Here is a 22,408-nt window from a genome sequence, read left to right as displayed (position 1 = left end):
CTAAAATTAATACGTTAATCCATGACCAAATTTATATAGAACCCCGCTATCTTCCCCTGGGATCGTAATTGGCAACTTACCTGTAGGAGCATTCCCACCAAATATCGTTGCTGCTGTCGCTTCAAAACTTGCCGTTCTAAAGCCATATTGTGCAATGTAGCTATCGACACTCGGATATGCCATGATGTCGTATGGATTGCGAATACCAACAGCAATGACGTCTGCATCTGTAGAATTCATAATGCTATCAACCATCACCATTTGTGGGTGTTCAGGTGAGCGTGTGCCGACGCTATACGTATACGTTCCGATGATAATTTGATCGGCTGATTCAAGCGTCTTCTGCTGCTCTTCAGTTAGCGCGTAGCTTGAATTCACTTCAATTACAGTGGTGTTCGCATGTTGAGCTTTCACAGCTTCACCAAGCGATTCAACAAAGCTTCTGCCAACAACGACAACATGCTCGTCGCTTTTTGCATCAAGCGGAAGCACATTCTCATTTTTCACAAGCGTGATTGATTTGTTTGCAGCTTCCTGTTCAATCGCCTTATGCTCTTTAGATCCGACCATTGCGAGCGCTTCCTGAATTTGATTGTCTAAGCTCGTAGGATTTTCAGACTTAATCACACCGCGCTTTACTTTTAACGTCAGGATCCGATCAACAGAGGCTTCAATTCGTTCCTCTGAAATTTCGCCTGTTTCTACCGCATCAAGCAATCCACCAGCTACTTCAGCAAGACCAACCGGCATCAAGACGATATCTGTACCAGCTTTCACAGCGCGAATCGCTGCATCAACAGCACCAAAGTGATCCTGAATCGCCCTCATGTTCATAGCATCCGTTGTAATAACACCTTCATAACCCATTTCCTCACGCATGAGCTCTGTAAGTACTTTGTGGGAAAGCGTTGCTGGCAGTGAAATTTCAGTGCCATCTTTTTGTGAAATGACTTTCGTATCATCGATTTTCGGGAATGTCACATGAGCTGTCATAATTGCGTCGATTCCAGCTTCCATCGCCTGCTGAAAAGGATAGAGCTCTACTTCCATTAGACGTTCTTTATCATGTGGAACTTCTGGAAGACCGAGATGTGAATCTACCGCTGTGTCACCATGGCCAGGGAAGTGCTTTGCTGTTGCAGCAACGCCCGTTTCTTGAAGCCCTTTCGTGTACGCAATCCCAAGATTCGCAACAAGCTCAGGGTCTTCACCAAACGAACGAACCCCGATCACTGGGTTATCTGGATTGTTGTTCACATCCATGACTGGAGCAAAGTTCATATTGATTCCAAGTGAAGAAAGTTCCTCACCAATCGCATGGCCGACATTTTGTGCGATTTCTTCTGAACGTGTTGCACCAAGGGCCATGTTACCTGGCATATCTGTTCCAGACTGAAGGCGTGTCACGATTCCGCCTTCCTGATCAATTGTCATTAATAAACCGTATTTCTCTGATGCCTCCTGATAATCAGAAACAAGTTTTGTTGTTTGTTCGGTCGTCACTACATTTTCTCTGAATAAAATGACGCCGCCAAGATGGTATTTCTTAACCTGTGCTTCAATTTCAGGAAGCATTTCCGTGACATTTTTTCCGTTCCAGTTGCGATAATCAGGCATTAGCATCTGGCCAACCTTTTCCTCAATCGTCATGCCATTGATTGCGTTTTGGATGATGTCATACTGCTCACCTTTTTGCTTAATAAGAGAAGCCTTTGAAGCTTTCTTTGACGACTTATCTACTTTGTAATCAAGAGCAATTCGATCGGAATCTGATCCATCCGAAACGCTAATAAATGTACGCCCACGCTTGCCTGTTAGCGTTACATTTCCGTCATCGTCAACTGTGGCCACATTCTTATTTGATGACTTCCATTTTAGGTTTTGCTCCGTTTTCATAAAATGACCGTCATCATAAATGTGAAGGGCATTTAATGTAATCGTTTTTCCGTCAAATTCCGGACTCGCTTCAGGGACATTTTCCATTAAAATCAAATCTGTTCCATCGCTCTCAGCTGCTGTTTTCCCCGGTGTTAACAGCGCCTGTGAGAAAACCATAAGTAACGCAAGTAATCCCACAATGATCCGTTTGCTACGTACTCCCATTTCTACCCCTCCTGGTTTAAAAAATTAATATGAGCGTTGCACCCATTTGTCACTATTCACATTGAGATTCGTTCCATTTAGTTCTACGTTATCGATATACCAGCCGCGCTTGTTAACTGATCCGTCCGTGCTGTAGGTAAAGCGGATAAATTTAGTGCCTGCTGGTAGAGTGAGTTCCTCTTGCTCCCAGTCCATGCTATTTCCTGTGAGCATCGCGGCTTCAGTCCACTCACTTCCATTCTCCGATACTTCAACCGTCCCTACGTCATAGCCTGCCTCCATCCGGTACCATGTATCAAAAGTAAGGGTGGATTCTTCTTTAACATCGACTTCAGCTGTTAGGTGCTTCGACTGATTATCGCCATAACCGGCAAACCAGGCATCCGCTTTTTTATCCATCGCAACTGGGATCGCATCTGCTACTTTTCGTGCAAACTCCCTTCGAGTAGGAGAGGTTGAAACGGTCTCACGTGTTGGATGCACACGGTTTGTTAAGAGAATTGCAATCGTCTGGTTTGTTGGACTCACAACAATAGATGTACCGGTATAACCTGTGTGACCAAGGGTCGTACTCTCAGAAAGCCCATCCATGAACCATCCCTGCTGAAGCTCCCAACCAAGCCCGTGATCGTCACCAGGAAACTGAGGAATACGGTTTTCAGTTAAAAGTTCTACTGTTGTTGACTCCAGGATACGCGTTCCGCCATAGAGGCCTTCCATGAGGAACATATGAGCAAATTTCGCTAAATCTGATGCTGTAGAGAACACGCCCGCATGACCTGCTACACCGTCAAGTGACCACGCACTTTCATCATGAACCTCACCCCAAACGAGTCCTCTATTCGTCCATGGCTGATACTCGGTTGCGGCAATCCTTTCTTTCAGGCTCTCAGGCGGATTGTACATCGTGTCATCCATTTCGAGAGGCTGTGTGATTTCCTGTTTTACATACTCATCGAGGCGCATACCGGATAAACGTTCAACAAGGGCACCAAGCGTTATCATGTTTAGATCGCTGTATGTATACTCAGTTCCTGGCTCCGATTGAAGTGGATAGTTGAAGACATATTGCAGGCGGTCTTCACGACTTCCTTCTACAGTATAGAGAGGAATCCATGGTTTAAAACCAGATGTGTGTGTCATTAGCTGCTCGATGGTCACACTCTCTTTCCCATTTGCAGCGAACTCTGGAATGTACTTCGCGACAGGATCATCCAGCTTGAATTCCCCATCCTCATAAAGTGTCATTGCGGCTGTTGTCGTGAAGAGCTTGCTAATAGAAGCAAGATCAAAAATCGTGTTCTCGCTCATTGGAATCGGCTCGTCCATTTCCGTAAAATCACCATCCGTGTATTGAGCAGCGTATCCGTAGGCTTCTTCCTTCACGATGTGACCTCTTCTTGCAACGAAAGTAACGGCGCCAGGCATCACCTGTTCATCAATCGCCTCCTGTAAAACGTTATCAATTTCGTTTAGCGGCGCCTCCCGCATCCCAGCTCCTTTTACAGAACCTGGATGAAGAACTGGCGACGTTGGTCCTGGGTTATCCCATGAAAAAACCGGATGACCTTTGCTAGACTGATGCGTATTGACCTTACCCTCTTTTTCAATCGTCGGACCTGGAGCAGCTAATCCGGATCCGGGAGCTAATAATGACGTTCCAAGTGCAGTTGTTAGCAGCAGCGACAGCGTTTTCTTCCTCATATTGCCCTCCTTTTTGTTTTGAATAACGAATGAACCAAAGCCTCCTTCTCTTTAATATTCTTAATATGCAGAATATTCTTTCTAAAGTTTAACCCCATCCATTATAGTCGTCTATACCACTTTGGTCACGCATCGGTGTAAAAAGTTGGATTTCCCGTGACCTTATTCCTGCGTCTTTAGAATGAATTTGAAGTATTGTGACGTTTGTACCATTAAATTTATGTAGGATTGTTTCAGAAAGAGGGAGGAGGAGATAGGGGGTCAGACACTCGTCTGACCCCCTATCTCCTCCTCCCTCTTTCCTTCCCTCTAAACTTTATGAACAAAATGCACAAAAAGGAACAAACCTTTCTTATTTCCGTTTTCTTAAAATTTCGTCAACGATGAGATATATTGTGATTATAAGTTTTGAGAGCGATTACATAAATGAGAGGGGTTATTAACTTGATGAAAAAGAAGAACACGCTGATGTCTCTTTTGTTAGGAAGCGCACTTGTATTAAGTGCATGTGGAAGCAGTGAAAGTTCCGGGGAAAGTTCTGCTGAAGGTAATGGGGAATGGACTCCTGAGAAACCAATTGAAATGATTGCACCTGCAGGAGCAGGTGGCGGATGGGACACAACAGCAAGAACAATTTCTAAAGTAATGGAGCAAGAGAACGTGATTGATGAACGCATAGCTGTTGCAAACAAACCAGGCGGCGGTGGATCTGTTGGTTGGTCATATGTTGATAAAAAAGGAGGTAATCACACCCTCTTTGTGACATCACCTCCAATACTGTTCGTCCCATTAAATGGCCAATCTAAACTTGGTCATAATGACTTCACACCAATAGCTGGTGTCATCGCAGATTACTCAGCCTTTGTCGTTCCAGCCAATTCGCCTTATGACAACATGAATGATCTGGTGGAAGCCCTTAAAGAGGATCCAACATCCGTATCAGTTGTCGGGGACTCAGCACCAGGAAGTATGGATCACATGGCCTTCGTGAAAGCAGTAAAGGCAGCTGGCGTTGATATAAAGAAACTTAAATATGTATCTGCTCAGGATGGAAGTGGTATGAGCATGCTGCTTGGGAATAAAGTTGATGTGTACTCGACGGGTCTTGCCGAAGCAACAGAACAGGCTCGTGCTGATAAAGTAAAAGTTCTTGCGATTACTTCTCCAGAACCACTTGAAGGAGAAACCGTTTCAGAGTTTCAAACGCTTAAGGAACAGGGAATCGATGACCAATTTGTAGTCTGGAGAGGGATTATGGGACCAAAGGATATGGATCCTGAAGCAGCCGCATTCTATGAGCAGGCCGTAAAAGACATGATGGAAACAGATGAATGGAAGGCACAGCGCGATAACTTTGGGTGGAACGATAACTATATGTCAGGTGAAGAGTTCAAGAAATTCCTTGATGAAGAATATGAAACAATGGAAGAGCTTATGAGTGAAGTTGGATTAGCAAAATAATGATGAGTCGAAAGGTCAGTAGCTACTGACCTTTCGTTTCAATAAAAGGCAGGTGTGGTGAAATGTTAGCAAGTGTAGAACGTAAAGTAGCTATTAGTTTATTACTTATCTCTATTTTATATCTCGTCCTGAGTTTTCAAATTCCACCCTTCCCATATTCGATTGTGGATGCTGATGCCCTACCAAAAGGACTTGGATTTATATTAGTTGTGCTTTCGATCTTTCTTTTCATTCAAAACCCAATTGAAGACAGGAAGAAGAGCGATCTCAAAAAAGAGGAAGTGTTGATGCTTCTTGCAGTTGCAGGTTTAATATTCATCTATATCTTACTGTTTGAACTTCTCGGTTTCGTAGTTGTTACAATCCTATTCTTACTGGTTACATCACGAATCCTCGGATACACGAAATGGAAAACCCTGATCGCCGTTTCAGTTGGATTTACACTTGTTCTTTATTTTTCTTTTAATTATTTGCTTCAAATTTATTTACCGCAGGGCATACTTCCCTTTTAGAAAGGAGGATTTACCATGGATACGATTTCGAATATGCTTTATGGTTTCCAGGTCGTTCTAACATTTCAGAACATCCTGTTTGTTTTTGTCGGCGTTTTAGCTGGTACCCTAATTGGAATGCTCCCTGGACTTGGTCCTATCTCTGCCATTGCGATCATGATCCCGCTAAGCTACGGCATGGATCCTGCTTCAGCCCTTATTCTAATGGCGGGTGTTTATTATGGCGCGGTATTTGGCGGATCGACTTCTTCTATTTTATTAAATGCACCTGGTATTTCAGGAACGGTGGCGACCTCCTTTGATGGGTATCCACTCGCCAAACAGGGGCACGCCGGCAAAGCCCTGGCGATTGCCGCCATCTCATCCTTTGCAGGTGGAACCGTCAGTGTTGTCGCCCTCATGCTAGTGGCGCCTGTAATGGCAAGCTTCGCCGTTTCATTCGGTCCAACTGAGTATTTTGCACTCATGTTACTGGGACTTACTGCCATTGCAAGCTTATCGGAGGGTTCAACTGTAAAAGCACTAATTTCCGCAACAATTGGTTTAATGATTGCAACAATCGGCGTTGACCAACAGACAGGTACACAGCGCTTTACGTTCGGTAATCCGAACCTTCTTGAAGGAATCGATTTTCTGATTATTGCTCTTGGACTCTTCGCACTCGCTGAAGTATGTTCCTTGATCCTGTCTAGAAAATCAAAAATGATGGATGGCAACTCTAACGTCGGTTCATTAAGAATTACTAGGAAGGAAGCAAAGGAAATCTCAGGACCGATCGCCCGACATTCTGTGCTCGGATTTATCCTAGGCGTACTTCCAGGCGCTGGCGCGACAATTGCCTCCTTTATGTCTTATATTACTGAGAAAAAAATATCAAAGGATCCCTCATCGTTTGGAAAAGGGAACATCAAAGGACTTGCCGCACCAGAAACATCTAATAACGCTGCAACGAGCGGAGCTTTCGTACCACTATTAACTCTTGGTATTCCTGGTTCCGGAACGACAGCTGTTCTACTTGGTGCCCTCCTAGTCGTTGGGGTTCAGCCAGGGCCATTAATGCTTACCGATCACCCCGATGTATTCTGGGGAGTAATCGCAAGTATGTATCTCGGTAATATTTTCTTACTCGTCTTGAACCTGCCGCTGATTCCGTTTATCGCTCGTATCTTATATATTCCAAAAGCGCTTCTCATCTCACTTGTAATTATCTTTTGTATGATCGGAGTATACGGGGTAAGCTTCAGTACCTTCGATCTTTACCTGCTGCTCGCTTTCGGAGTGATTGGCTTTATTATGAGAATCCTTAACTTTCCCGCAGCGCCACTTATTCTTGCCTTTATCCTTGGTGGAATGATGGAGCAGTCGTTCCGTCAAGCTTTAACAATTTCCAATGGAAGCTATGCAACTTTCTTTGATAGCACAGTTACCGTTGTGCTCCTTATTATCTCTCTTTTATCACTAACGCTTCCTATTATTAAAGGAAAACTCGGCAAGAAAGCAGAGGAAAAGGAAGATGAACATTTAGCTTCATAAAATTTAAAAAGGCCATTCCGAAAATGATAGTTCGGAGCGGCCTTTTTTCTATCTCAGTGGCTGGTACCGACGTTCAGGTCTCCCAACCGTTCCATAAGATAAATCTGCGTCGACTTTTTCAATTGAAACCATATATTCTAAATACCTTCTGGCAGTTGTTCTACTACATCCAACGACCTTTCCAACTTCTTCTGCCGTCATGCCTTCAGGAAGATGATTAAGCAGAACCTCTTCCATCTTCGTTAGTGTCAGTGGATCAATTCCTTTTGGAACTGTTTGGGTAGAAGATTCAACCTTTCTAGTAAACAAGTGATCAACTTCTTCCTGACTTACAACCTTCTGACTACTAATTTGCCCTTTCGTTTGCTTAAAGTTCTCAAGCGTTCGTTTAAAGCGGTCAAAGATGACTGGTTTAATAATGTAATCAATCGCGCCTCCGCGAAGCGCCTCTTGGACGGCATCTATTTCCTTTGCAGCAGTAATCATCATGACATCCGTTTCTTTATAGTTTTCACGTATGTGCCATAGCAAACCAAGCCCACTTTCTTCTGGAAAGAAAATATCAAGCAGGACAAGATCCGGTTGTAAAATCTCCAAAAGTTCCTTCCCTTCTTGGATGCTTGAAGCCACTCCCATGACAGCATAACCAGGCACATTTTCTGTGAATTTCTGATTAATTCTAGCGATCCGATGATCATCTTCAACAATCAAAACTTCAATATCAGACATTCCTTATTCCCCCTTAGGAATTACAACGGTAAAAGCAGCCCCACCATACCGACTCTTTGAGATCGTGGCATATCCGCCTAGATAATCAAGGGCGTTTTTAACAAGGAAAAGGCCAATGCCTCGATCCTCTCCTTTTTTACTGCTAACCCCTCTCTCAAAAATACGGTCAATTTGTTCGTCAGGAATACCCTTTCCAGAGTCTTCGATTTCAACAATCAAATCTTTCCCAATATCGGTCATAAATAAGTGCACAATTCTTTCGTCCTGTTGCTTGTCGATAACAGCATCCATGGCGTTATCAACTAAATTACCAACAATCGTCACGATCTTTTCCTGTTCAATACGTGCAGGTAAGTCACTTATACTACTACCCTCATCAATCTTAAATTCAATATGAAGTTCATGAGCTCTATTGTATTTGCCTAATAGCAATGCAGAAAGTATCGGATTTGGTACAGCTTTCACTAATAGCTGTACCACCTCCTGATATCCAATTGCTTCTGAATGAATCAGTTCAATTGCTTCCTCATAAGATCCCAGCTGAATTAATCCTAAAATGGTATACAGCTTGTTTGAGTATTCATGCGTTTGTGAGCGCAGGACATTCGCATAGCTTTGTACTTGCGAGAGCTGACGCGATAGCTCCTCTATCTCCGTTTTTCTACGGAAACTAGAAACAGCTCCCGTAATTTTCCCCTGTTGAATGATAGGAATTCGATTCACGATCACATCATTCGTTCCTATGATTAGTTCTTGATCATGGTGTGACTCTCCTGAACTTAGAACTTCCATCATTTTTGTGTTCGGTAAGATCGAAACGATATGCTTTCCTTCGAGCTTCTCATCTAGCTCTCGATTAAGAATATGATGGGCTTCCTGATTGGCAAGTGTAATGTTCCCTTTTGAATTTACTGCAATGATTCCCTCTCTGATCGTCTCGAGGATTGTATTTCGTTCTAGAAACATCGATCCGATTTCTGAAGGCTCAAGTCCAAAGATTGACTTCTTGACCCCTTTTGCAATAAAGAAGCCCCCTGCCAAACCAAGTAAAAGGATGATTCCTATTAAACTAGCAACCTTAAGCTCAAACTGGTCGATTTTCTGCTCAATATCTTCAATCAGAAAACCGACCGAAACAATTCCTATTATTTCACCATCTTTCACAATCGGCGTTTTTCCTCTAAGCGAAGATCCTAACGAGCCTTCGGCTTTTGATACATAGGATTCCCCGTCTACCAATGCCTTCTGGCTATCTCCACCGACCATGTGTTTTCCAATCCGCTCTGGTAAGGGGTGGGCAACGCGCATGCCATCCTTATCGCCGACAACGATGAACTCCGCACCCGTTTGCAGACGAATGTCTTCTACTAATGGTTGAATGATACTCGTTGGATGATCTGATTCCATCCCTTCAACAACTGATGGCATGGATGCTACAGATTGAGCAACATTTAATGCCCGCTCACCCATCTGCTCTTCTACGCTAGTAGAATATAAGTTTGTAAAAACAAGACCTAGAATCAGTAAAACACTAAATAAAAGCCCAAGAATCATCAATGATAATTTTGTTTGAAGAGAAAGTGACTTCACTCTATACATGTATTCGCTTACACTTCCTGACTGAATTGTCTTTCTTTTATTCTAACGATGGTCTTGGTGAATAACAACAATACTTTTGAATTGAAAGAAAGAGGGAGAGGGAGAGGGAGGTCAGACACGTGTCTGACCTCCCTCTCCCTCTCCCCCTTCTTTACTTTTCAACTAGAATAGATTAGGATTAATGACTTTTGGTAGATAGAAAGCTACATCAGGTATAAAAGCCACTACCAGCAACACAACGAGCACTATTGCGATATACGGCATAACAGCTCCTAATGACCGTTCAACGGGTAATTTTCCTATTTTCGCAGCTAGAAGTAAACACAAACCATATGGTGGTGTCACTAGGCCAACTGCTAATGTCATGATCGTAACGATGCCCAATAAAATTGGATCAATCTCAAAACCGATCGCGACTGGTAATATCACTGGGATAAATAAAATCATCGCTGGTATGGCATCCATAAATGTTCCTATAAATAAGAAGAATGCAATGATAATCAAAAGAAAAACCCATTTGCTATCAATGTTATTGGCAAAGAATTGTTCAGCCCACACAGATAACTGATAGTAACTCATCAATTCACCTAGAGCATTCGCTGCTGCTAAGGCAAATAATGATAGCGAACTTAGTGTTAAAGTATCCACTAAAATTTTAGGGAAATCCTTTATTTTAAGAGTTTTATAATAGAATACGCCTATTAGTACTGTATAAAGTGAAGCGAAAGCAGCTGCTTCAGTGGCTGTAAAAATTCCTGTAATGATTCCCCCAATTAAGATTACTGGTGTCATTAATGCAGGAATAGTGCCAATAAACTGCTTCATGAAATTTCTCATTGATGCTTTTTGATAAGTCGGATAGCCCCTCTTCCTGGCAAGAATATAAACCAGCACCATCATGCCGAGTCCAACGAGAATACCAGGAATAATTCCTACTAAGAACAAAGCGCCGACAGATACATTCGTTAGTCCTGCAAAAATAATCATTGGGATACTTGGAGGGATGATAACACCAATTGTAGAAGAAGCCGCCGTAATACCGACTGCTGTTTCAGTGTCATACCCCTGTTTTTTCATGTTAGGGATTAAGATCTTTCCAACGCCTGCTGTGTCAGCTTGAGCAGCACCTGATACCCCTGCAAAAAGCATCGAAACGAGAATATTTGCATGTGCTAATCCGCCACGGATATGACCGACAATCGCTAGCGCTAAGTCGATTAACTTTTGCGAAATTTGGCCGCTATTCATCAAGTTAGCGGCTAATATAAACAAGGGCACCGCTAGTAAAACAAAGGAATCGAGACCATTCAGCATTTTAACTGGAACAGTTACTTCAGGAATATAGGGTACGTTCATAATTCCTAGCAGAGCTACAATTCCAATCACGAAAGCGATAGGAATACCTAGAATCATCAAGATAATAAAGAGACCAACTAACAGGATGCCAATCATTCGGTAACCTCCCTTTTGGAGAAATTTCTTATGTTACGGAGGATATGAGCAAAAGTATAAATGACCATCGTTCCACCCATAATCGGAATGGAGATCCATACATATCCCATTTTCAATTCAGGGATTGAAACCCAGGTGTAGTTCCAGAAGTTTTGAACAGCTTCCATTCCTAAATAAAACAACCCTGCACTAAATACGAGAAGAATAAGATCATTAAGGAGATATAAACTATTTTTGCTCTTTCCAGTTAATTTGTTCAATAATAGATCAAATTTAAAATGTTCTCTTCGATTGAGCATGACGGATGCACCCATGAATACTGCCCAAATAAAGGAATAAGTCGCAACTTCCTCCGTCCAAATAGCTGAAATACCCATATATCGTGTAATAACCTGGATAACAATCGTGATGAAAAATACTACTAGAAACAAGACACCGACTGTTAATTGAATTCTCTCAAGCAGCTTAATGAGCACGTCCACATTCCCCTTTCTTCTAACGTAAAGCTAATGATTTGAATAAGAGCGAAGGTACAAATCATACCCTCGCCTCATTCTTTCCTTATTTCAAATCACGAATTTTTTCTAACAGGTCGGTCGCACCGATGTCTTCTGCTGTTTTATCCTGAATAGGTTTTGCTAATTCAATGAAAGGGTCACGATCAATTTCATTCACTTCTGCCCCTTCATCAATCGCTTTTTGTTTATACTCTTCTTCTTGCTTGTGAAGGACCTCAATTTCTTTCTTTACTGAAGCTTCAGCTGCTTTTAATACTGCTTCTTTTTGCTTGTCCGTGTAAGAATCAAATTTCTCTCCATTAATGAGTAATAAGCGTGTGGTGTAGTCATGGGCGGTTTCCGTGATGTATTTTCCATTCTCAGTCTTATGATGATTTTGCTGAACAAAATACGGATAGGCATTCTCAGAGGCATCAACTACACCCTGTTGCAAAGCTTGATATAACTCGCCCCATGCTACAGATGTTGGTACTGCTCCAGTTGCTTCCCAATAGTCAGCAATAGCGCCAGAGGTTTGCGTACGGAATTTCATCCCCTCAATATCTTCCATTGCATTCAACGGTTCTTTTCCATAATAGTGACGTACTCCTGCTGTCCAATAACCCAGTACTTTGAATGTATTATTTGACTTCTCATTAATCGTCTTGGCAATTTGATCACCGACTTCTCCATCTACAGCTTTCTCCCAATGCTCATAACTATCAAACACGTAAGGCATTGCGAATAGATCAATTTCTTTAATGCCTGTTTTTGACATAAAACCAGGAGACACAAGGACAACATCCGCTCCACCAAGCTTAAGCTTTTCAACAAGCTCTGATTCACTTGTACCTAGAGTTCCTGCATGGACTTCTACTTCAATACTTCCATCTCCATTTTCTTCCGCTACTTTTTTGAACTCCTCCATGCCATATTGATATGGGTTTTCAGGTGAAGTTTGGTTATGTGCCGCAATGATTTTAAGTTTGCTATCATCGCCAGCTCCAGCTTCTTCACTGTTTCCGCAACCCGCTAGAACACCGACAGATAAGACCATAACTAACAATAAAGTAGATATATATTTCATAAAAGCTCCCCCTTTATTTTCTGAATCCGCTTTCAATTAATGAAGTACGATTTGCTTCTACTAGCTTTTCAACATATTGACTTGCGAGTTCTTGTAAACTCTCAAAATCTTCTTTTGTTGATAAATGAGCAGGTTGAACGAGTTGGCTTCCTATCCCAACAACTTTAGCTCCAGAATGAAAGTAGTCAAGCATATTTTCCTTATCGATGCCACCAGTTGCCATGATTTGAATCTGAGGAAGAGGTCCAAGAATGTTTTTAATATAATCGGCGCCCATGATGTTCGCCGGAAAAACTTTTACCATATCAGCCCCCGACTCATAGGCTGTCACCATTTCCGTTGGCGTCAAGGCACCTATAATGCATGGTACCCCATATCTTTTTGCCATCTTGACAGTATCTCGATTAACAGTAGGCGAAACAATAAATTGAGCACCCGCCATAATGACAGCTCTGGCCGTTTCAGCATCCAATACGGTACCTGCACCTACTACCAGCCCATTTAGGTTGCTTCTAACTTCCTTAATAAGCATGTCAACCTCAGGAGTTTCTGCTGTAATCTCGATCGCTTTAATGCCTCCGTCAAACAAAGCTTGAGCTATTGGTAAAATATTACTTCGATTCGCTTTACGGACAACTGGGACAATCTTTGCTTCTTGTACTTTTTGCAAACAATTCATTTTTTCACCTCTATTCCAAATTTGCGTGTTTTGCGGTCATTTTGTCATTATCCGTTTTCTTTGATTGATTTATCGTGTAGATGATGATGGCATCCAGGAGTAGATGAAGCGATTGATCAAATTGGTTTCCGAGTGGTTGAATCGTATCAGGCTCACCTGACAGCCTCTTTTTAGTAGCTGCAGGAACGAGCAATACATTATCGCTTATCTTAGCAAGTCTGGAATTTGCATTCGTAGTAACTGCTGAAATACGGGCACCTAATTCTTTGGCTTTTTCAGCAAAATAACAAATCGCCTGAGTAGAACCTGATCCAGAGATAGCGATCAACAAATCACCATTTTCGATATTCGGAGTAATGGTTTCTCCGGTAACAAACACTTCATATCCGCCGTGCATTAATCGCATCGCGAAAGCCTTTCCCATCAGTCCAGAACGTCCTTCTCCAGTCACGAAAATTCGTTTAGCATCCTCTATGTAGGATGAGAGCTGCTTCGCTTGATCTTCGTTCACTTCTGCTAACACCTGATTAATTTCATGAGCTACGGTGTGAATGACTTCTTTCATACTCCTGGATCGCCTCCTTGATTTGTGCAGCCATATGTTTACGGTTACCCTGTTTCGTAATGCCTCCCCCAACGATTAAGGTATCAGGTTCGTATGGAAGAATAGTTGAAAGAGTTTCAAGATTGATTCCACCTGCAACGGCAACTTCTAAGTCAGGGAATCCGCTTACAAGTTCAAAGATATCACCGGTGATGTTTCCATTTTTCTGCATGTCTTTTCCAAAATGGAGGCTGACAAGATCTACTCCAAGGTCATGAAGCTGTTCGATGCGTTGTTTATGAGTAACACCCAATAAATCCACCATCACTCTACCCTTAAACTCTAAAGCTACATCTAATATATCTGTAATCGTTTGGTCTGCGGCGAAAGCCATTACAGTCGTAATGTCTGCACCTGCTTCAAATGCCTGAGCCGCTTCATATTTGCCGGCATCGCAGGTTTTCATATCTGTTACGATGATTGATTTAGGAAAGGTTTCTCTAATCTTCCTTACAATTGGCATTCCATATTCTTTAATAACCCCTGTTCCAATCTCAATCCAGTCGATGGCCTCATATGTCTTTGTAAGAATGTCTAAACACTCGTCATCTGATAACCTGTCCAGGGCTAATTGAAGTTTCACCTATATCACCTCTCAATAAATTCTCTTTCGCCAAGCTGTGCAAGGACTTCCCCTAGTTCTGGTAACCCTTCATTATCTCCATAAACGCTTACAACCAAAGAGCCAATTGCATTTGAGAACTTAAGGGTTCTTTCAAGGGTCCATCCATTTAATAATCCATACACAAAACCGGCATCGAAGCCGTCTCCTGCCCCTACGGTATCGATCACTTTTTTTGGTGGAATTGGAGCGGCATGAACAAGGTCACCATTTTTAAAAGCACAAGCCCCGTTTTCACCTTTTTTTATTGCAATTGTTGAGATCCCATACTTTTGACAAGCTTGTGCAATTTTTTCGGGATCGCGGACACCGAAAAGTAATTCTGCCTCATCTTCACCTGTAAGCAGGACATCGACGTAAGGAAGGAGATCTGTTAAGCAACGTTTTGCTTCTTCGCGAGACCACAATTTCAAACGAATATTAGGGTCGAAAGTGATCATCGCTCCATTATCCTTTGCTATCGTCGCAGCTCGCTTGAGAAGAGAAATATTCTTATCTGGGTTAATTGCAGCAAAAACACCTGTGATATGTAACAGCTTGCAACTCCTCAATATATCTTCATCAAGAGTGGCTTCTGTCAGTGCTTCAGTAGGTGAATGATGACGATAATAGAACGTTCTTCCACTACCGTCTTCTCTAATTTCCTTGAAATTTAACGAAGTGGAATACTGATCCAGTAACTGTACTTCTGAAACATCAATTCCCTCACCTCTAGCAAAATTGCGAATGTATTTTCCAAACTCATCATTTCCTAATCGACTGATCCATCCCGTTTGTAAACCGAGCCTTGCACATCCAATTGCGAAATTAAATTCAGCTCCACCTGCTTTACGCTCAAAAGTGGAAGCATACCGCATTGGCCCATGATGTGAAGGATCAAATGTGATCATCGCATCTCCAATTGTAACAACATCTTTTTTCATGCCTGGTCCCCCTTCTCATTAGTAAACTGATTCTCTGATCATCAATTTAGGTTCAAAACGATATTCTGGCTGATTGTCTTTCATCTTATTTTTATTGATTTTATCTAACAAAAGCTCGGCTGCCATTTTACCCATCTTAAAAGTGGGCTGAGCTACTGCCGTAATTGGGGGAGTGTAAAAACTTGCATACGGCACATCATCAATTCCGATTACCGATAAGTCATCTGGAATATTCAAGGATTGCTGCTTAGAAAATCGAAGCACCTCTTTTAGCACGAAATCATTACCAGCAATAATACAATCTGGAGGCATTGGGAGTGCTAACATTTCTTTAAGTGATGAAGCAATTAGATCCGGCTCTACACATTGGATGTACTCTTCTTTTATTTCAATATCCCGAGAGTGTAAGGCTTTTTTATAACCTTCTACCCGCTCATACCGTGGAGAAATGTTATCTATAAAAGACGTGGTCATGATGGCGATATGCTTATGACCTTTACGAACAAAATGATCAACAGCTAATTCAGAAGCTTTTTCATTGTTAAGCATTATGGAAGATGCGGGAATATCCGGAACTGAACGATCTAGAAAGACGAGCGGATAATTCTCATCCAGCATTTTTTTGTAGAGTTCTCGGTTGTCACCAGTAGGAAAGATAATCAATCCGTCAACTTGTTTGGCACGGAGCATCTCTATATAACGCTTTTCCTTTACTGGATCATCATCAGCATTACAGATGATTGTGTGAAAATCTTCTCCATGACACGCATCCTCCACAGCTCTGCTTACTTCTGTTGAGAAAGTATGAAGGATGTTGGCAACGATAACCCCAATCGTTTTCGTTGACTTTTGTTTTAAGCTTCTTGCTACGATGTTTGGTTGGTAACCAAGATCTTTAATGGCCTCTTCAACTCTTAATTTAGTCTTTTCACTCATATAGTCATAACGTTTATTTAAATATTGAGAAACTGTGCTCTTCGATACTTGCGCCTTTTTTGCAACATCTGCCATAGTTACAGGTTTCATAAAACATTCTCCATATCTGAAATATTTTTACTAAACCGATTTAGTAAATCGATTTAGTTGTATTATAAAATGAATGTAAGCGTTTTACAACCCTTCAAGTCAAAAAAGTTTAAATTTAAATAAAAAGAAGGGAGAGGGGGGTCAGACACGTGTCTGACCCCCTCTCCCTCTTTTATTGAATCGATTCATATACAATGTTTACGACTTGTTTGGATAGCCCTCCAGTACTTGGGTAAGAGCCACTTTCAAGTGGGCCGTTATTTTGCTTATTAGTAAGCAAAATAATTTGAAGATTATACTCAGGATCAAAAATCACTTGTGTCCCAGTAAAACCTGTATGCCCGAAAGCAGATTGTGAATGCTTATCACCCATATACCAGCTTTTATTGAGTTCCCATCCATATCCCTGACCAAAACGCTGCGCCATAGTGAATGATTCAATCACACTATTATCATAAAGTTCAACTTTTCCATAGTTGCCGCCATTCAGCATAGCCTGTCCAAGAACAGCAAGGTCCCTTGCCGTAGAGAATAATCCTGCGTGTCCAGCAATGCCGCCATTTGCATAATAGCTATTCCCATCATTTACTTCTCCAATAAGTGTCTCGTTTCTCCATCTTTTGAAGTCCTCAGCATCTTCTGGAACTGTATACCCAAAATTAGGATCATCGACCATTTTGTACTCAAACGGATTTCCCCATGACGTTGCTGCAATATTATTATCTAGATGATCTGATGGGTTAAACATCGTATCTTTCATTTTCAAGGGCTGGTAGATATTCTCTGAAAGATACTCATCAAGCCGTTGACCGCTTATTTCTTCAATAACAAATCCAAGCATCATGAAGCTAAAATCGCTATAGCGACGATCTGTACCTGTTTCATACTCAAGTGGAAGTGCGTTAATATAGTCCAGAACTTCTGTTGAATTCTCTGCGTGAAAATAAGTTGGCTGCCATGGCGTTAAACCAGAAGTATGCGTTAGTAGGTCAGCAATTGTAACCTCTTCTTTCCCATTAGACGCGAAATCAGGGATGTACATGGCTACGCGGTCATTTAGAGACAGCTTCTCCTCACTAACAAGCTTCATAATTCCCTGTGTCGTACCCATGACTTTCGTTACTGAGGCAAGATCAAACATTGTTTTCTTTTTCATCTTGCGAGGATTTTCTAAAAGTACGCCCATGTCATATTTCTCTGCATACCCATATGCCGATTCCTTTACAATCTTTCCATCCTTCGCAACTAACACAACCGCTCCGGGAGTGACCTTATTATTCAATGCTTCCTGTACAACACTATCAATCTGTTCGAGAGTTGAAGGGTCCATCCCAACACCCTGTGGACTTCCATGACTAAGTTTTGAACTTTGTGCAGCGGCAGATGCTTTTGAAAAAAACGGTGCACTAATTGTAAGAACCACTAACATCACAACAAGTATTTTGTTCATCCATCTTCCTCCTTATTTCTTCAGAATTTCATTTAGAAAGCTTGTCCCTGCCTCAGGTTGCTCTATGTGAAAGTAGTCACTCAACGTTGCTCCTATGTCTGCCATCGTTTCTCTTGTCCCAATTGACACTGGTTTTACATTCGGGCCAGTAATCATCAGAGGAGTATATTCCCTCGTATGTTTTGAATGCCCGATCGTTGGATCATTCCCGTGATCTGCCGTTACGATCAAGATATCATTTTCTTCAAGAAGCCGAATAAAGTCACTAAGCCAAACATCCACTTCCTCGAGTAGTGATGCATACCACCTTGTATTCTGAGCATGGCCTGCAAGATCCGTTTCCTGCACATTTACTAGGAAAGCAGCATGACGTTCTTTTAGAAAAGTTTCCTTTAATTGATGAAGTACTTCTGCTGTGTTCACAATAGAATAATCAAGATCTTTCCCTTCGAGAACATCTGCTGTTTTTCCAATTCGATAAACTGGTAACTGCTGTTCCGCAAGCTTCTGGAATTGCTTTTCGACATGAACTCCATATCCAAGATGGCGAACATGGTAGTCTTCTCCATACACGCCCGCATTTGGACTATCCACCCCCCATTGCCCTGGTTGTCCTTCTTTCACAACTGAAATAAGATGGTCAATTGACGTATGGGGACCTCCCAATGTAATAACCCTGCTCGTATCAACCGAGTTTCTTACTACGTTTCCAACCTTTAAAGCGTGATCGAAGGATACCTTCGAAAGGTCGGCGGTCACATTAATAATATTTCCTGGCGTAGATTCAATGTTATCAGCTACTAGTATGGTCTCATCAATCAACAATACTGGGCGACCTTCCCATGGATAGTCTACTTTAAAATTTTCCCTTAAAAGATTTGCAGTTATATCTTGGTGTACGTCTTTCATCAAGCGCTTGGCTGATCGTTTTGGTAGACTTCCAGCAATCTCCTGATGCCCCATGTAAGTGTCAGCACCATGGTGCGCGAGCCTGGAACGTCCGTAAGCCCCATTTGTTTCTCCACTTCCGTCAACAAGCTGATTCAAACCAAGTGAATACATTGTCGGAATAGATAGCGGCACTGTTTCTCGAATGTGTTTGTACGTATTTGCCCTACAATCCCCGGGTTCATATTCAATACAATCATCCATTGCACCAATGCCAAAACTATCTAGAACGAGCACAATCATTCGTCCCATGCTATCCTCTCCTTTCGAAATGCACGATCTCTGGATAACCAGAATGTAAACCACGTACAAGCGCCACGTTCGCTCGTGTCACAAACACCTGTGTTCGAAAGGCAAAGATAGCCGTATCACCTATAGCAACAGGATCTCCCCGCTCAAGTCTCCCATAATAATCGATGTATTCAGAGGGTAGTGATTTCCCTTTTAAAAACGTGTCAAAAATCGTTTCAGCTGTCTGTCCAACATAGGCACCCGTCAAATTCCCACGTTCGTAGAATCCTCCTCCAAGCACATAAACATGGTCTGTATCCTCATGAGAGACTTCAGATACATAGATAATGGCTGGCTTTTCTGGAAGTGAACGCACTGCATGGAGCGGAGTGGTACCAGTTAGGGCGTGCCCTGGCTCTCCATGGGTAATCCCAGCCTGCTTCAACATCGGTATGGTTTCTGTACTCGTTGCACTCGGACCATTAACCTGCTGAATGCTAAATCCCGATTCTTCAAGTATTTCTTTTGCAGAAAGGATCGTTTTTAAGTTTTTTGTAAACGTAAGCTCTTTCCGCTCCTTATCCATTAATAGAAGTGGAAATGACGTAACGCCCACTACATCAATGCCAGGGAGTTTATGAAGATCAGGTACAGTTTCCTTAAGCTGATCTAGCGCAAACCCTCCCCACTGTCCAGGATAAATGGTATCCGATTCACAGATCACCCGAAGGATGACATCCTGTTTCTTTCCAAGTTTAATAGCTGCACCAGACACTTGCCTGGCACGTTCAATGGAGAACACAGTAACAACTTCAGGTTGAAACTCGAGAATGTCACCCCACTGGTGTTTCCCCGGTTGCACAAGATGGCCAACATTCCCAAGAGCAATCCCTGCTTGATGAAGTTTACGAGCTTCTTCAAATTCTACAGCAACCGCTTGTTTGATCCCATGATCAGCGATCCATTTACCGAGCTCACCTATTCGCCCGAGCTGTTTACTCATAAAATACAAAGTGAAATCATTCTCCCTGGCTGCGCGCGCCATACTCGTTACGTTGTCAGCGACCGTGTCAAGATCGATGACGTACGTATTCGGTGGAATGACACCAGCTTGATGCAGTTCTACTCCTGTTCTAATAAGTTCTGGATTCCTCTTCTTTGTAAGCGTAAGAAACAATGTCGTGACCTCCTGACCGACATGCAACACTCTTGCTGCCACGATGTAGAATTCATTCTGCTTGCATGACTTTCCTGAGAATACGAATGACGGTTTCTGCCCCTGCTTTCATTGGGTTGATTCGTAAACCGTAATGAAGTAGATCAGGCGTACTCTCTAGGAAACTACCAGAGACGCGATAAATCATTGGAACCAGTTCAAAACGAGATTCGGCACCCACTGGATAGGTTGCAGCACCAAATGCCTTACTTCGCTCAATTACTCCCTGAGCAATTGGTTCCTTGAGCTCAACAATGACATTCTTTGATTGGGAATTTGTAATGTAAGCCTCTTTAACCCCCGCTACTGAACCTTTATTTAAAAGCTCACATAAGAGATCTACTTGCTGGCTTTGGATCGCCAGGGAGACGGGTGCGAATGGGATGGAACGAAGTAACTCCATTGCTTCTGGTCCCTGCACCTGACTACCCCCAGAGTAATTTCGCTGTTGGATCGTGTCGATAGCTTTATCCCCGAGAATGATTCCAACACCTTCAGGACCGAGTAATTTAAATCCAGAAAAGGTAGAATAATCTGCTCCAAGCTCAACACCTATTTCTGGCATTTTTAGCGCACAATAGTTATCATCCACAGCCACGATCATCTCTGGCCTGACCGTTTTCACCGTATGAATGACTTCTTTAAGACGATACGTGTCATTGGGCTGTTGTCTTGCATGTTGAATATAGAAAACATTCGCATCTGAATGAGCAACTGATTTTGTCAAAGCTTCTAAATCATTGTAATCGACTGTTTCTGTTCGTAACCCGAGCATACGAATCGTTTCTTTAGTCGTCATGTAGATCGGTGCTGTATGGATGATGATTGAATCTCCAGGTTTTAGTAGGGCACTTAGTAACGAACGTATCGCTCCTGTACCTGATCCTCTTACAAGTGCGGCTTGTTCAGCGCCAAACATGTTGGCTAGAACATTTTCAACTTTAGCCGTTGTTCTTGGTCGCTTATATATGGGATTTACGCCTCGATCTCCATCTAGGAACATCTCGTTATCAGTAAATTCACGAGTCATACACTCGACTAATTCAAATTGCTTAATCGTTGCTTCTTCAATCGACATTTGAGGTAAAACAGATTCAGCATACTTCATATCTGCTTCATCGCTTTACGATTGAAAGCTCGAGCTGGATTACCTATAAGAAGCATGTGAATGTCTTGATCAGATAGTCCACTTTCTTTCAAGCGAGGGACAAACTGATTGAGGACATAGTCATAACCAATTCCTCCATGCTTATGCCAGTGAGACTTTCTGGTTAAATCTGCAGATAACAAAATCTTTGAACCATAACCTTTTTCAAATAAGAATAGAATCGAACGTATGCGATCCTCGTCGGGCCGATAATTATTCTTGCCAATCGTATCAAAGCCTACGAATGCTCCTGCTTCCACAACAGCAAGCACCCGTCCATTATCAGTATTGAGGTCCTGATGTCCAATAATTAATTGATCCATCGTCAATCCGAGCTTCGAATAAAGCTCAACTTGCTCGACTCCCATCGTTCCAAGCGTTGTATGGGTTGTGACAGGGAGACCGGTTTCAATGGCTGCGATTCCAGCACCAGTTAAAAGCTCTTCTTCAATAGGTTTAATTTCGTTATGACTGCTGCCAATTTCGCCAATGATCCCTGGGTACACCTCTGTTCCTTCGATTCCATTGTTTATTTCATTCATCATATGTTGAGCAAAATCTTCACGATTCCATGAAAAGGATTTCTCTGGAAGAAAAGGATCTTTGTAGAAACCTGTACTTGCGATAAGATGGACGCCTGTTGTCTCACTTAGTTTGCAAAGAAGCTCCGCATCCCGCCCCATTCCATCGTTCGTAACTTCTACCATCGCCTGGCCGCCCGAAGCTTTAAAGCGGCGAAGCTCTTCTTCCATTCCTCCAACATCATCAAGGATTGTATCAGGGTCTTTTTTAATACGTGATAAATCAATACAAAGGTGTTCATGTGCTGAACATACACCAAGGTCAGTTGGAGTGATTTCGCCTCTAACTGTCTGAATCATCTTA

At 42.3% G+C, this 22,408-nt stretch carries 20 protein-coding genes; 3 read left to right on the top strand and 17 right to left on the bottom strand.

Annotated elements, in window-relative coordinates:
- Positions 1–6 precede the first annotated feature (6 nt).
- Positions 7–2,103: a glycoside hydrolase family 3 N-terminal domain-containing protein gene (locus tag ABFG93_RS14030; RefSeq protein WP_347548647.1), complete on the bottom strand. Its 2,097-nt coding sequence runs from the start codon at positions 2,101–2,103 to the stop codon at positions 7–9.
- A gap of 24 nt (positions 2,104–2,127) precedes the next feature.
- Complete coding sequence (locus ABFG93_RS14025; RefSeq protein ID WP_347548646.1) at positions 2,128–3,807, bottom strand: serine hydrolase; 1,680 nt, start codon at positions 3,805–3,807, stop codon at positions 2,128–2,130.
- Positions 3,808–4,254: 447 nt separating this feature from the next.
- Between ABFG93_RS14025 and ABFG93_RS14020 the strand changes: the two genes are divergently transcribed.
- The 3 genes from ABFG93_RS14020 to ABFG93_RS14010 all read left to right on the top strand — a co-directional run bounded on the left by ABFG93_RS14020 (position 4,255) and on the right by ABFG93_RS14010 (position 7,313).
- Positions 4,255–5,268 (top strand): tripartite tricarboxylate transporter substrate binding protein, encoded by a 1,014-nt coding sequence (locus tag ABFG93_RS14020; RefSeq protein ID WP_347548645.1) that lies wholly within the window; start codon positions 4,255–4,257, stop codon positions 5,266–5,268.
- A gap of 62 nt (positions 5,269–5,330) precedes the next feature.
- Entirely contained in the window at positions 5,331–5,780 is a 450-nt protein-coding gene (locus tag ABFG93_RS14015) for a tripartite tricarboxylate transporter TctB family protein (RefSeq protein ID WP_347548644.1), read from the top strand.
- A gap of 15 nt (positions 5,781–5,795) precedes the next feature.
- The gene (locus ABFG93_RS14010) at positions 5,796–7,313 is read left to right on the top strand and encodes a tripartite tricarboxylate transporter permease (protein ID WP_347548643.1); all 1,518 of its coding nucleotides are present in this window, start codon (positions 5,796–5,798) and stop codon (positions 7,311–7,313) included.
- A gap of 48 nt (positions 7,314–7,361) precedes the next feature.
- Here ABFG93_RS14010 and ABFG93_RS14005 read toward each other — a convergent pair whose 3' ends face one another.
- The 15 genes from ABFG93_RS14005 to ABFG93_RS13935 all read right to left on the bottom strand — a co-directional run bounded on the left by ABFG93_RS14005 (position 7,362) and on the right by ABFG93_RS13935 (position 22,404).
- Positions 7,362–8,042 carry a response regulator gene (locus ABFG93_RS14005; RefSeq protein WP_347548642.1) on the bottom strand — a complete coding sequence of 227 codons (681 nt, stop codon included), beginning with the start codon at positions 8,040–8,042 and terminating at the stop codon, positions 7,362–7,364.
- A 3-nt stretch (positions 8,043–8,045) separates the two neighbouring features.
- Positions 8,046–9,641 carry a sensor histidine kinase gene (locus ABFG93_RS14000; protein ID WP_347548641.1) on the bottom strand — a complete coding sequence of 532 codons (1,596 nt, stop codon included), beginning with the start codon at positions 9,639–9,641 and terminating at the stop codon, positions 8,046–8,048.
- 162 nt (positions 9,642–9,803) lie between these two features.
- Complete coding sequence (locus ABFG93_RS13995; RefSeq protein ID WP_347548640.1) at positions 9,804–11,093, bottom strand: TRAP transporter large permease; 1,290 nt, start codon at positions 11,091–11,093, stop codon at positions 9,804–9,806.
- On the bottom strand, positions 11,090–11,569 hold the full coding sequence (locus ABFG93_RS13990; protein ID WP_347548639.1) for a TRAP transporter small permease: 480 nt from the start codon (positions 11,567–11,569) through the stop codon (positions 11,090–11,092). The genes ABFG93_RS13995 and ABFG93_RS13990 overlap by 4 nt, the downstream gene beginning before the upstream one ends.
- Positions 11,570–11,654: 85 nt before the next feature.
- Complete coding sequence (locus tag ABFG93_RS13985; RefSeq protein WP_347548638.1) at positions 11,655–12,677, bottom strand: TRAP transporter substrate-binding protein; 1,023 nt, start codon at positions 12,675–12,677, stop codon at positions 11,655–11,657.
- A gap of 13 nt (positions 12,678–12,690) precedes the next feature.
- The gene (locus ABFG93_RS13980; protein WP_347548637.1) at positions 12,691–13,356 is read right to left on the bottom strand and encodes a bifunctional 4-hydroxy-2-oxoglutarate aldolase/2-dehydro-3-deoxy-phosphogluconate aldolase; all 666 of its coding nucleotides are present in this window, start codon (positions 13,354–13,356) and stop codon (positions 12,691–12,693) included.
- Positions 13,357–13,366: 10 nt separating this feature from the next.
- On the bottom strand, positions 13,367–13,921 hold the full coding sequence (hxlB, locus tag ABFG93_RS13975; RefSeq protein ID WP_347548636.1) for a 6-phospho-3-hexuloisomerase: 555 nt from the start codon (positions 13,919–13,921) through the stop codon (positions 13,367–13,369).
- A complete protein-coding gene (gene hxlA / locus ABFG93_RS13970; RefSeq protein WP_347548635.1) occupies positions 13,890–14,543 on the bottom strand; it encodes a 3-hexulose-6-phosphate synthase in 654 nt (217 codons plus the stop codon). The genes hxlB and hxlA overlap by 32 nt, the downstream gene beginning before the upstream one ends.
- 5 nt (positions 14,544–14,548) lie before the next feature.
- Positions 14,549–15,505, bottom strand: coding sequence for a sugar kinase (locus tag ABFG93_RS13965; RefSeq protein ID WP_347548634.1), 957 nt, complete (start codon positions 15,503–15,505; stop codon positions 14,549–14,551).
- Between the two features lie 18 nt (positions 15,506–15,523).
- Positions 15,524–16,531, bottom strand: a complete 1,008-nt coding sequence (locus ABFG93_RS13960) for a LacI family DNA-binding transcriptional regulator (RefSeq protein ID WP_347548633.1) — start codon at positions 16,529–16,531, stop codon at positions 15,524–15,526.
- Between the two features lie 172 nt (positions 16,532–16,703).
- Positions 16,704–17,981, bottom strand: coding sequence for a serine hydrolase (locus ABFG93_RS13955; RefSeq protein WP_347548632.1), 1,278 nt, complete (start codon positions 17,979–17,981; stop codon positions 16,704–16,706).
- Positions 17,982–17,993: 12 nt separating this feature from the next.
- A complete protein-coding gene (locus ABFG93_RS13950; protein WP_347548631.1) occupies positions 17,994–19,181 on the bottom strand; it encodes a phosphopentomutase in 1,188 nt (395 codons plus the stop codon).
- A gap of 1 nt (position 19,182) precedes the next feature.
- The gene (locus ABFG93_RS13945; protein ID WP_347548630.1) at positions 19,183–20,337 is read right to left on the bottom strand and encodes a YhfX family PLP-dependent enzyme; all 1,155 of its coding nucleotides are present in this window, start codon (positions 20,335–20,337) and stop codon (positions 19,183–19,185) included.
- Between the two features lie 52 nt (positions 20,338–20,389).
- Positions 20,390–21,484 carry an aminotransferase class V-fold PLP-dependent enzyme gene (locus ABFG93_RS13940; protein ID WP_347548629.1) on the bottom strand — a complete coding sequence of 365 codons (1,095 nt, stop codon included), beginning with the start codon at positions 21,482–21,484 and terminating at the stop codon, positions 20,390–20,392.
- Positions 21,481–22,404 (bottom strand): phosphotriesterase family protein, encoded by a 924-nt coding sequence (locus tag ABFG93_RS13935; RefSeq protein WP_347548628.1) that lies wholly within the window; start codon positions 22,402–22,404, stop codon positions 21,481–21,483. The genes ABFG93_RS13940 and ABFG93_RS13935 overlap by 4 nt, the downstream gene beginning before the upstream one ends.
- Positions 22,405–22,408 lie beyond the last annotated feature (4 nt).

Origin of the sequence: Pseudalkalibacillus hwajinpoensis (genome assembly GCF_039851965.1) — a bacterium.
Classification (GTDB): domain Bacteria; phylum Bacillota; class Bacilli; order Bacillales; family Guptibacillaceae; genus Guptibacillus; species Guptibacillus hwajinpoensis_E.
Note: the sequence above shows the minus strand (reverse complement) of the source record. Positions and strands in the feature narration are given on the sequence as shown.

What these genes read in the sequence shown, in the direction of transcription:
- ABFG93_RS13950 (WP_347548631.1), bottom strand. Translation starts at nt 19,181, where the DNA reads ATGGGACGAATGATTGTGCTCGTTCTAGATAGTTTTGGCATTGGTGCA.
- ABFG93_RS13985 (WP_347548638.1), bottom strand. Translation starts at nt 12,677, where the DNA reads ATGAAATATATATCTACTTTATTGTTAGTTATGGTCTTATCTGTCGGT.
- ABFG93_RS13965 (WP_347548634.1), bottom strand. Translation starts at nt 15,505, where the DNA reads ATGAAAAAAGATGTTGTTACAATTGGAGATGCGATGATCACATTTGAT.
- ABFG93_RS14005 (WP_347548642.1), bottom strand. Translation starts at nt 8,042, where the DNA reads ATGTCTGATATTGAAGTTTTGATTGTTGAAGATGATCATCGGATCGCT.
- ABFG93_RS13995 (WP_347548640.1), bottom strand. Translation starts at nt 11,093, where the DNA reads ATGATTGGCATCCTGTTAGTTGGTCTCTTTATTATCTTGATGATTCTA.
- ABFG93_RS13960 (WP_347548633.1), bottom strand. Translation starts at nt 16,531, where the DNA reads ATGAAACCTGTAACTATGGCAGATGTTGCAAAAAAGGCGCAAGTATCG.
- ABFG93_RS14010 (WP_347548643.1), top strand. Translation starts at nt 5,796, where the DNA reads ATGGATACGATTTCGAATATGCTTTATGGTTTCCAGGTCGTTCTAACA.
- ABFG93_RS13940 (WP_347548629.1), bottom strand. Translation starts at nt 21,484, where the DNA reads ATGAAGTATGCTGAATCTGTTTTACCTCAAATGTCGATTGAAGAAGCA.
- ABFG93_RS13955 (WP_347548632.1), bottom strand. Translation starts at nt 17,981, where the DNA reads ATGAACAAAATACTTGTTGTGATGTTAGTGGTTCTTACAATTAGTGCA.
- ABFG93_RS13980 (WP_347548637.1), bottom strand. Translation starts at nt 13,356, where the DNA reads ATGAATTGTTTGCAAAAAGTACAAGAAGCAAAGATTGTCCCAGTTGTC.
- hxlB (WP_347548636.1), bottom strand. Translation starts at nt 13,921, where the DNA reads ATGAAAGAAGTCATTCACACCGTAGCTCATGAAATTAATCAGGTGTTA.
- ABFG93_RS13935 (WP_347548628.1), bottom strand. Translation starts at nt 22,404, where the DNA reads ATGATTCAGACAGTTAGAGGCGAAATCACTCCAACTGACCTTGGTGTA.
- ABFG93_RS14030 (WP_347548647.1), bottom strand. Translation starts at nt 2,103, where the DNA reads ATGGGAGTACGTAGCAAACGGATCATTGTGGGATTACTTGCGTTACTT.
- ABFG93_RS14000 (WP_347548641.1), bottom strand. Translation starts at nt 9,641, where the DNA reads ATGTATAGAGTGAAGTCACTTTCTCTTCAAACAAAATTATCATTGATG.
- ABFG93_RS14025 (WP_347548646.1), bottom strand. Translation starts at nt 3,807, where the DNA reads ATGAGGAAGAAAACGCTGTCGCTGCTGCTAACAACTGCACTTGGAACG.
- ABFG93_RS14020 (WP_347548645.1), top strand. Translation starts at nt 4,255, where the DNA reads ATGAAAAAGAAGAACACGCTGATGTCTCTTTTGTTAGGAAGCGCACTT.
- ABFG93_RS14015 (WP_347548644.1), top strand. Translation starts at nt 5,331, where the DNA reads ATGTTAGCAAGTGTAGAACGTAAAGTAGCTATTAGTTTATTACTTATC.